Here is a 9,969-nt window from a genome sequence, read left to right as displayed (position 1 = left end):
GCCCGCCCGGAACTCCGGATCGAACCTGCGTCTGGTCTCTCCCACGACCCAACCTTCTCCTTAGGTCAGGTCTCCACGCTAGAAGGGGAAGTCCACACCCCCCATACGCTGGGACACCCGCACCGCCTCCCGGGGAGAAACACCATGGCCTGGCTCCTGCTCGCCCTCGCCATCATCTGCGAGGTCACCGCCACCACCGCACTCAAACTCAGCAACGGCTTCACCAACCCCGGCTGGACCGTCACCACCGCCCTCGGCTACATCGCCTCCTTCGCCCTCCTGGCCCAAGCACTCAAACTCCACCTCGAGATGGGCACCGCCTACGCCGTCTGGGCCGGAGCCGGCACCGCCGCCATCGCCCTCATCGGCGCCGCCTTCATGGGGGAGACCCTCACCCTGCACAAAATCGGCGGCATCCTCCTCATCATCACCGGCGTCGTCATCCTCAACCTCGCCGGCACCCACTGAAACCCCCCTAAAATGCCTTCGTGCTCAAACCCCAATACCCCATCACCACCCCCCGCCTCACCCTCCGCCCCTTTACCCCCGACGACCTCGACGCCCTCCACGCCTACGAATCCCGCCCCGACGTCACCCGCTACCTCTACTGGCACCCCCGCGACCGCGACGCCACCCGCACCTTCCTCGACAAAAAAACCACCCGCACCGCACTCCTCGACGAAGGCGACGCCATCGACCTCGCCATCACCCACGACGGCACCCTGATCGGCAACTGCCTGCTCATCTGGACCAGCAAAGCCCACCGCCAAGGCGAAATCGGCTACGTCCTGCACCCCGACCACCACGGCCACGGCTACGCCACCGAAGCCGCCCGCGAAATGCTCCGCCTCGGCTTCGACGGCCTCCACCTCCACCGCATCACCGGCCGCCTCGACGCCCGCAACACCGCCAGCGCCCGCGTCCTCGAAAAACTCGGCATGCGCCGCGAAGCCCACCTCATCGACAACGAACACGTCAAAGGCGAATGGTCCTCAGAACTCATCTACGCCATGCTCGACCACGAATGGACCCCATGATCCACCACCTCGCCCTCGCCACCGACTGGACCCACGCCCAGAACACAGGGGAGTACCGCATCTCCACCCTCGGCCGCACCCTCGACCAAGAAGGCTTCATCCACTGCAGCCGCGACCACGACCAACTCCGCACCGTCCACGCCACCTACTACAGCCACGTGACCGAACCCCTGCTCATCCTCGACATCGACCCCACCGGACTCGACATGCGCCACGAGAACGGCTACCCCCACCTGTACGGACCGCTCCCCACCACCGCCGTCACCCGCACCCGCCCCTACCACCCCTGACCCCGCACACACGAAAACGGCGAGCCCACCATCCTCAGCGGCACACCCGCCTCAGACCATGGACCCGCCGTACACAACACCCCGCCACCGGCACACCCCCGCACGCCGGCAACCGGAACAATCAGCGCGGAACCCGCACCCCCGGCCCCACCACAGCCGCCTGCGGCCGCCGCACCGGAAGCTCCCCACCAGGCCCCGCGACCGGCTGAGACACCCCCTGCCCCATCGACGGCACCATGGACTGAGGCAACGCCTGAGGCGCCTGAGGCGCGCGCTGCCGCACCTGCTCCACATGCGCGGCACGCCGATCGGCACACCCACCCGGGCAGTAACCGTTCGTCAGGATCAACCGCCCACGCAGCGGCGTATACGCCTCGCGCCCGTCAGCGGGAAGAACCCCCTGACACACCGGACATAACACGGACTCGTTCCCCACGTGCTGCTCCTCTCGCGGCGCGATAGCAGAAGACCACCCTAAAGGCCACCCCTGCCCGAGGGCGAGGAATCAACGACAAGTCATGTCACCTGTCAACCACACACCGCATCCAGCCCGCACCCGCCGCCCACCGGGGGAGAGGCCCCAACCTGAACCCGCCACACCCCGCCACCAGCGGCAACACCGGCACCACAAGATCACATCACACATCGATAACGCCCGACAGCCACAACGACGTCACTCACCGTCACGTAACGCATGTCACAACATATAAATCCCGCACCACCGAAACCACCCAATCTGACTAACCGCCAACAGGGCACCACTCAGCCCTACTTGACATAATGTCCATTATCAAGCAACCACAAGAGCGCCCGAGATACCATCCCAGCCATGCCCACCACCGAGTTACTGATCATCGCCACAACCCTCGCCATCCTCGCCGCCGGCGCCACCATCCTCATCAAAAACAGAAACACCCGCGGCCGCACACACCAGCGCCGTCACACGTCCAGCTCACACGAGACCAGCTCGACACCCAGCTCCACACCCTCATCCAGCAGAACAAGATGATCCACGCCATCAAACTCCTGCGCGAACAGACCGGCATGGGCCTGCGAGAAGCCAAGGACGCCGTCGACGGCCTCGCCGCGGGCCGCCCCATCAGCCACCCCGCCTACACCGCCCTCACCGGTACACCCGCCCAGCCCGACCTCGCCACCCGGGCCCGCCACCTCAAAGAAGCCGGCCACACCGAACAGGCCATCCTCCTCGTACGCGCAGAAACCGGCATGAACGAGGAAGACGCCGCCACCTTCGTCGGCACGCTCTGACTCCCGCGAGGCGATCTCTTTACGTACGATCGACTCATGGCCGTATCCACCGGGGGTCTGATCGCGCTGACCTTCGTCGTCACCGTCGCGATCATCTACCTGATCATCCTGGCCGTCCGCCTGACCAAGGCGCCCCGCAACCGTCCCTCCCCCCGGCAGGACATCATCGACCAGGCCCGCGAGCTGAAGGCGATGGGTCAGATCCAGGAGGCGGTCTTCCTCGTACGCGGCGAGACCGGCATGAGTCACCGGGCCGCCACTCGCCTCGTCAACCGCCTCTAACCCGGACAAACCACCCGATACCAAACAGAAGCTGAATTCTGTTTGGTATCGGATCGGAACCGGTCAACGCGGAAAAACCGTCGCGGCTACGCGCGCTCCACCCTGCGCAGCCCATGCCCGGGCGTCCACCACTCAACGACGAGCACCGTCGCCTGGTCGTCGAGATGCGTGTGCACGACCTCGGCGATGTCGGCACGGAAACGATCACCGTCCGCTCCTCCCCCGCCGGCGAACGCCCGCCCGGCGATCTTCGCCTCGCCGGGCCACTGCGCCTCGGAGCCCTCGACCGGGTCGACGGTGGCGCTGTGCAGGGCGAAGCGCGGGTCGCGGCGCAGGTCGGCGCCCTTGCGGGCGTTGGGCATGGAGCCGAAGACGAGTTCGCCGTCCTCGAAGGCGGCCTCGATGCCGGAGATGCGGGGTGATCCGTCGGTGCGCAGGGTGGCGATGGTCTTGTGTCTGTGGGCGTCGAACAGCGCTCGTACGCGCCGGGCGAATGCGGGCTCTGCTTGTTCGACCTCGTGCCACGCCGTCATGGGCCCATGGTGGCACGGTCGTGTGGGGGTGGCTCCACTCCCCCGGATGTGGCGGGTTTTGCTGGGATCTGTCATCGACGTTTGCGTGGACGTGTCAGCATGCTTGCCTGTACGGGCCGGGCGGGGCTGTGCGCGTCCCTTCCGGCGGCACGTCCCACCGGTGAGGATGATCTTCCTGTGCGTGTCCTGCTTGTCTGTTCCTCCTTCGACGGTCTGGTGCAGCGTGTCTGGCTGGCGTTGCGCCGGGCCGGGCACGAGGTCAGCGTGGAGCTGGCGCTGTCGGAGCGGTTGGTGATGGAGGCGGTCCGGCTGGCGAAGCCGGATCTGGTGATCTGCCCGTCGGCGGCGGGGCGGGCGCCGGCGCCGTTGTGGGAGGGGGCGCGGACGGTGGTGATCCGTCCGGGGCCGCCGGGTGATCGGGGTCCTTTCCCGCTGGAGCGGGCGATCGCGGGCGGGGTGGGTGAGTGGGGTGTGACGGCGTTGCAGGCCGGGCGGGAGATGGAGGGGGCGCCGGTGTGGGGGCATCGGATGTTCGCGATGCCTGCTGAGCCGCCGCGCAGGTCGGCGTTGTATCGGGGGCCGGTGGCGGAGGCGGCGGCGGAGCTGGTGCTGGAGGTGGCGGACAGGGCTGCCGATCCGGGGTTCGTGCCGGAGCCGCCGGTGCCGGGCGGGCCGGTGGCGCGGGTGCGGGAGCCGGGTGGGGTGCTGTCGTGGGAGGCGCCGACGGAGGAGGTGGTGCGGCGGGTGCGGGCGGCTGATGGGGAGCCGGGGGTGGTGGCGGAGTTGTGCGGGCTGGCGGTGCGGGTGTTCGACGTGTATCCGGGGCCGGTGTTGGGGGGTGCGCCGGGTGTGGTGGCGGGGCGGCGGGAGGGTGCGGTGCTGGTGCACACCGGTGACGGGACGGTGTGGGTGGGCCAGTTGCGGGCCGGGGAGCGGGGTGCGGTGACGTTGCCTGCGGCGTCGGTGCTGGGTGGGCGGTTGGACGGGGTGCGGGAGCGGCCGGGCTTCAGCGAGATCACCTATGACCGGGGTGATGGTGTGGGTGTGGTGGGGTTCGATTTCTATGAGGGGGCGATGTCGGCAGGGCAGTGCCGGCGGCTGGTGGCGGCGTTGCGGTATGCGGCGGCGCAGGATACGCGGGTGCTGGTGGTGCGGGGTGGTGAGGTGTTCTCCCGGGGTGTGCATCTGGAGGTGATCGAGGCGGCGCGGTATCCGGAGCTGGAGGCGTGGATGAACGTGACCGCGTTCGGTCTGCTGTGCCGGGAGCTGGTGGCGTGTACGGGGCAGCTGGTGGTGACGTCGGTGGGTGGTGACGCGTGGGCGGGCGGGGTGATGCTGGCGCTGGGCGGTGATCGGGTGATGGTGCGTTCGGGTGTGGTGCTGAATCCGCATTTCCGGACCTTGGGGTTGTCGGGGGGCGGGTTGTGGGCGTACGTGCTGCCGCGCCGGGTGGGGGCGCGGCAGGCGCGGCGGCTGGCCTGGCGGGCGTTGCCGGTGGGCGCGCAGGAGGCGGTGGAGCTGGGGCTGGCGGATCGGGTGGTGCCGGGGTCGCGGCCGGAGTTCGAGGGGGCGGTGCTGGAGTACGCTGACAGGCTCGCGTCCAGTCCGCGTTATGAGCGGTTGCTGGCGGCCAAGCGGGAGGCGCTGGAGGCCGATGAGCGGCGTAAGCCGTTGGAGGCTTATCGTGCGGAGGAGCTGGCGGAGCTGAGTCGTGACGTGTTCGGTGACCGTCGCGGGTTCGGTGAGGCCAGGAGGGCGTTGGTGCACGGGCGGCGGCCCGCGTGCACGCCGGCGCGTCTGGCCCTGCATAGGCGGGGGTCCGGCGCGTCGCCGGCACCTGACGCGGAGGCATCTCATATGTGAGATAGGTTGAGGTGTTGTGGGAGATGACTACCTTGTACGGATCGGTCGGCTGATCCGGGACGCGCGGCAGCACCGCGGATGGACGCAGCTCCAGCTGGCGGATGCGCTGGCGACCAGCCAGAGCGCTATCAACCGGATCGAGCGCGGCAACCAGAACATCAGCCTTGAGATGATCGCCCGGATCGGTGAGGCGCTCGACAGTGAGATCGTCTCTCTCGGTTACGCGGGGCCGATGCACCTGCGGGTCGTGGGCGGGCGGCGCCTGTCGGGCAGCATCGAGGTGAAGACGTCGAAGAACGCGTGTGTGGCGTTGCTGTGCGCGTCGTTGCTGAACTCAGGGCGGACGATCCTGCGCAAGGTGGCGCGGATCGAGGAGGTGTACCGGATCCTGGAGGTGCTGGCGTCGATCGGGGTGCGGGCGCGGTGGATCAACGAGGGCAACGATCTGGAGATCGTGCCGCCGGCCCGGCTGGAGCTGGAGTCGATGGACACCGAGGCGGCGCGGCGTACGCGGAGCGTCATCATGTTCCTGGGTCCGCTGATGCACCGCACGGACGTGTTCCGGATCCCGTACGCGGGGGGTTGTGATCTGGGCACGCGTACGGTGCAGCCGCACATGTCGGCGCTGCAGCATTTCGGGCTGCACATCACCGCGACCGGTGGGTTCTATCACGCCGAGGTGGAGCGGGGGGTGTCGCCGAAGCGGGCGATCGTGCTGACGGAGCGCGGTGACACGGTGACGGAGAACGCGCTGCTGGCCGCGGCCCGTCATGACGGGGTGACGGTGATCCGTAACGCCTCCTCCAACTACATGGTGCAGGATCTGTGCTTCTTCCTGGAGGAGTTGGGGGTCCGGGTCGAGGGGGTGGGCACGACGACGCTGACGGTGCACGGGGTGCCGGACATCGAGCGGGATGTGGACTATTCGCCGTCGGAGGATCCGGTGGAGGCGATGAGCCTGCTGGCCGCTGCGGTGGTGACGTCGTCGGAGCTGACGATCTGCCGGGTGCCGGTGGAGTTCCTGGAGATCGAGCTGGCGGTGCTGGAGGAGATGGGGCTCGACCATGACCGGGGTGAGGAGTACGCGGCGGCCAACGGCCGTACCCGGCTGGTGGATCTGACGGTGCGGCCGTCGAAGCTCGTCTCCCCCATCGACAAGATCCATCCGATGCCGTTCCCGGGTCTGAACATCGACAACGTGCCGTTCTTCGCGGCGATCGCGGCGGCGGCGGAGGGGTCGACGCTGATCCACGACTGGGTGTATGACAACCGGGCGATCTACTTGACAGAGCTGACCCGGCTGGGTGCTTCGGTGAAGCTGCTGGATCCGCATCGGGTGCTGGTGGAGGGGCCGACGCGGTGGCGGTCGGCGGAGATGATGTGCCCGCCGGCGTTGCGGCCCGCGGTGGTGGTGCTGCTGGCGATGATGGCGGCGGAGGGCACGTCGGTGCTGCGCAACGTGTACGTGATCAACCGTGGTTACGAGGATCTGGCGGAGCGGCTGAACGCGCTGGGGGCGCGGATCGAGACCTTCCGCGACATCTGAAAGTGTCGGTGGCGGCCGCTACCGTGTCCTTCTGCTGGATCTTGACGGGAGAAGGGGTGCACGGGTGCGGCCTGCGGAGCTCGACCGGGTGTCGGTGGCGGAGGCGGCGGACCGCTACGTGGAGCTGGTGCGGGCGAGGGTGCTGACGGGGGCGTTGTCGGCGGCGACGGCGGAGGTGTACGCGCGTGACGTCGCGACGTTGGTGGAGCTGGCGGGCGCGGGCCGGGTGCTCGACGATCTGACGGGTGAGGATGTCGACGCGGTGCTGCTGGCGTTCGCCCGCAAGCCCGACGGCCGCCGGCCCGCCGGTGGGGAGGCTGGTGGGCGGGGCCGGCAGTCGGCGTCGTCGCAGGCGCGGTTCCGGCGGTCGATCTCGGCGTTGTTCAAGCATGCGGCGCTGGTGGGCTGGGTGCAGGTCAATCCGATGACGGTGGCGACGATCACGGCCAGGGAGCGGGGCGGGCTGCGGCCGGAGCGGCGGGCGCTGACGCGTGAGCAGGCGCAGGGTCTGGTGGGGGCGGCGCGGCGGCTGGGTGAGGAGCCGTCGGGGCCGGGCCGTCGTGATCAGCGGACGGAGTTGCGTGACGCGTTGATCGTGCTGTTGCTGGCCACGCTGGGGCCGCGGGTGTCGGAGCTGGTGCGGGCCAATGTGGAGGATTTCTTCACCAATGACGGTGTGCGTTATTGGCGGATCTTCGGCAAGGGCGGGCGGACGCGTGACGTGCCGTTGCCGTCGGATGTGGCGCGGGTGCTGGAGGCCTATCTGGAGCGGGGCCGTTCGGAGTCGGCGGACAAGGCGTTGCTGTTGTCGTGGCGTGGGCGGCGGCTGGCGCGGGGTGACGTGCAGGCGGTGATCGATCGGGTGCAGCGGCGGGTGGATCCGGATCGGCGGCGTACGGTCACGCCTCATGGGTTGCGTCATACGACGGCGACGCATCTGCTGGCGGACGCGGTCGACATGGACGCGGTGCGGCGGGTGCTGGGGCATGGTGATCTGTCGACGCTGGGGCGTTATCGTGACGAGCTGCCGGGTGAGCTGGAGGTGGCGATGCGGGCTCATCCGCTGTTGAAGGAGCCGCGTCCCGGTCGCGTCCGGGACGGGGTGGGGCCGGGCGGGGAAGTTCACGACGGGCAGGGTTGACGGGTCCCCCTCCGACGTGGGCTGCCGGAGCTGTGGCATCGGACCTTTTGCGGATCGTTTGACGGCCGGACGCTGCGCGCTCGTCTTGCCGTGCCTGCTGTGAAAGCGCTCTTCGTCAGCGGTTTCGGCCCCTGTGCACCAGCCGGAGGTGTTCCTGCCGGGCGTCCGGGGTCGTGGTGACAGCTCGGATGTATGAACCTGGCCTGTCCGGGCCGGCTCCGGAAAGTATCAGGGGCCCGTGCCGTGGCGTCCCGGTCTTGCGGCGCAGGTCCGGGAGGCGATGGCGGGTGTGCGGCGGCTGTGGGCCGCGCGGGGTTCGTTGACCGGTTCGGCGCCGGCGTGTTTCGCTCTCGGCCAGCGACACCGGCGCCGTGCGGGCGCCTGCTTTCCCGGGTCCTGCGGACAAGGAGACCAAGGAGACCAAGGAGACCAAGGTCATGCCTGACAGTTGGCCGTCGGCCGGCGCTGCGCTCGTGAACGTCCGGGGCGTGAGGCGGGTTCTCGTGGCCGCCGCTGTCGTGGCGCTGTCCGCCGTCGGGTTGACGGCTGCGCCGGCGGGGCGGCGACGCCGGTGGCCGATGGCGTCTACACGCTGGTGTCGGCCTCCAGCGGTAAGTGCGTCAACGTCAGTGGCGCCGGGACCGGTAACGGCGCCGTGCTGGCCCAGATCGCCTGTGATGCGTCCGCGGGCGCGCAGCGGTTCCGGGTCGTTGCCCAGAGCGGGGCGTACGGCCTGGTCAACGTCGGCAGCGGCCGCTGCGTCGACGTGCCCGGCTACTCCACCGAGGCCGGCGTCCAGTTGTGGCAGTGGACGTGCGGTGCGAGCGGCAACCAGACGTGGACCCTGACGCCGTCGGCGGTCGCCGACCGGTTCCTCGTCCGCAGCTCCCACAGCGGGCTGTGCGTCGGCAACAAGGACGGCTCCACCGCGGGCAACAACCCCGTCGTCCAGGAGGCTTGCTCCGACATCGCCCGGATGCAGTGGCGCTTCAACCCCGTCTCGACCGGCGGCCGGACGTGGCCGGGCACCGCGGACGGCTTCGCCGCCACCAGCGGCGGCGGCCTGTCCACCACCACGGGCGGCGCCGCGGGCCAGACGGTCACCGTGACGACCTACGCGGACCTGGTCCGCTACGCCACGGCGAGTCAGCCGTACGTGATCCGGGTCAACGGCACCCTGGCCGCCTCGCCCAGGGGCAGCGAGATCCGCGTGGCCTCCGAGAAGACCATCGTCGGCGTCGGCAGGAACGGCACCCTCGCCGGCGGCGGCTTCTTCCTGGACGGCGTCTCGAACGTCATCATCCGCAACATGACGATCCGGGACACGCTGATGCCCGAGGACGACCCCGGTGACGACACCTATGACTTCGACGGCGTCCAGATGGACGGCGCCCACCACGTGTGGATCGACCACAACCACATCACCCGGATGAACGACGGCCTGATCGACAGCCGCGAGGACACCTCGTATCTGACGGTGTCGTGGAACGTCATCGCGGAGGGCCGCAAGGCGTTCGGCATCGGCTGGACGCCGAACGTCACCTCGCGGATGACCATCCACCACAACTGGCTGCGTGACAACGCCTCGCGTAACCCGTCCACGGACAACGTGGCCTATGCGCACCTGTACAACAACTATCTGCAGAACATCACCGGCTACGGCAACTACGCGCGCGGCGCCACCAGATTGGTGCTGGAGAACAGCTACTTCCAGAACGTGAAGGATCCGTACTACCGCGATGCCGCGGCCCAGTTGCGGCAGTCGGGCAGCGTGTGCTCCGGCTGCACGGGCCGGCAGGAGACCGGGGGTTCGGCGTTCACGCCCGGCTCGTTCTACTCCTACAGCCTGGACGCGGCCTCCCAGGTGCCGTCGCTGGTGCAGGCGTACGCGGGCCCGCAGCCGAACATCGGCGCGTGAGGGGGGGCCGGTAAGAAACGTGTCATGAGCCCCACCGGAATACCTCCGGCCCGGCGGCATCTTCGTCATTCGACTGTCACGCGCCGCACG

Annotated in this window: 11 protein-coding genes; 10 read left to right on the top strand and 1 reads right to left on the bottom strand. The window is 69.0% G+C overall.

All coding sequences use genetic code 11. The features are described from left to right. Window positions 1-144 precede the first annotated feature (144 nt). From AB0K05_RS20900 to AB0K05_RS20875, 6 genes are all read left to right on the top strand, one after another. Entirely contained in the window at window positions 145-468 is a 324-nt protein-coding gene (locus tag AB0K05_RS20900; RefSeq protein WP_148031575.1) for a multidrug efflux SMR transporter, read from the top strand. Window positions 469-488: 20 nt separating this feature from the next. Further along, window positions 489-1,037, top strand: a complete 549-nt coding sequence (locus AB0K05_RS20895; RefSeq protein ID WP_148031574.1) for a GNAT family N-acetyltransferase — start codon at window positions 489-491, stop codon at window positions 1,035-1,037. Beyond that, window positions 1,025-1,327, top strand: a complete 303-nt coding sequence (locus tag AB0K05_RS20890; protein WP_364230932.1) for a DUF952 domain-containing protein — start codon at window positions 1,025-1,027, stop codon at window positions 1,325-1,327. Before AB0K05_RS20895 ends, AB0K05_RS20890 begins: the two co-directional genes overlap by 13 nt. Before the next feature lie 829 nt (window positions 1,328-2,156). Next, window positions 2,157-2,336: a hypothetical protein gene (locus tag AB0K05_RS20885; protein ID WP_364230930.1), complete on the top strand. Its 180-nt coding sequence runs from the start codon at window positions 2,157-2,159 to the stop codon at window positions 2,334-2,336. Further along, window positions 2,333-2,596, top strand: a complete 264-nt coding sequence (locus AB0K05_RS20880; protein WP_364230928.1) for a hypothetical protein — start codon at window positions 2,333-2,335, stop codon at window positions 2,594-2,596. The genes AB0K05_RS20885 and AB0K05_RS20880 overlap by 4 nt, the downstream gene beginning before the upstream one ends. A gap of 36 nt (window positions 2,597-2,632) precedes the next feature. Next, window positions 2,633-2,878 carry a hypothetical protein gene (locus tag AB0K05_RS20875; RefSeq protein WP_219546391.1) on the top strand — a complete coding sequence of 82 codons (246 nt, stop codon included), beginning with the start codon at window positions 2,633-2,635 and terminating at the stop codon, window positions 2,876-2,878. An 86-nt stretch (window positions 2,879-2,964) separates the two neighbouring features. Here AB0K05_RS20875 and AB0K05_RS20870 read toward each other — a convergent pair whose 3' ends face one another. Continuing rightward, window positions 2,965-3,411, bottom strand: coding sequence for a pyridoxamine 5'-phosphate oxidase family protein (locus AB0K05_RS20870; protein WP_271277551.1), 447 nt, complete (start codon window positions 3,409-3,411; stop codon window positions 2,965-2,967). Between the two features lie 177 nt (window positions 3,412-3,588). Here AB0K05_RS20870 and AB0K05_RS20865 point away from each other — a divergent pair, with 177 nt between their 5' ends. From AB0K05_RS20865 to AB0K05_RS20850, 4 genes are all read left to right on the top strand, one after another. Then, window positions 3,589-5,274, top strand: coding sequence for an enoyl-CoA hydratase-related protein (locus AB0K05_RS20865; protein WP_364230925.1), 1,686 nt, complete (start codon window positions 3,589-3,591; stop codon window positions 5,272-5,274). 16 nt (window positions 5,275-5,290) lie between these two features. Then, the gene (locus AB0K05_RS20860; RefSeq protein WP_148031568.1) at window positions 5,291-6,820 is read left to right on the top strand and encodes a UDP-N-acetylglucosamine 1-carboxyvinyltransferase; all 1,530 of its coding nucleotides are present in this window, start codon (window positions 5,291-5,293) and stop codon (window positions 6,818-6,820) included. A gap of 64 nt (window positions 6,821-6,884) precedes the next feature. Next, window positions 6,885-7,961 (top strand): tyrosine-type recombinase/integrase, encoded by a 1,077-nt coding sequence (locus tag AB0K05_RS20855; RefSeq protein WP_364230922.1) that lies wholly within the window; start codon window positions 6,885-6,887, stop codon window positions 7,959-7,961. 571 nt (window positions 7,962-8,532) lie between these two features. Beyond that, window positions 8,533-9,879: an RICIN domain-containing protein gene (locus tag AB0K05_RS20850; RefSeq protein ID WP_364230919.1), complete on the top strand. Its 1,347-nt coding sequence runs from the start codon at window positions 8,533-8,535 to the stop codon at window positions 9,877-9,879. The last annotated feature ends 90 nt before the right edge of the window (window positions 9,880-9,969 follow it).

The organism is Nonomuraea sp. NPDC049486, assembly GCF_040676925.1.
Lineage (GTDB): Bacteria > Actinomycetota > Actinomycetes > Streptosporangiales > Streptosporangiaceae > Nonomuraea > Nonomuraea ferruginea.
Note: the sequence above shows the minus strand (reverse complement) of the source record. Positions and strands in the feature narration are given on the sequence as shown.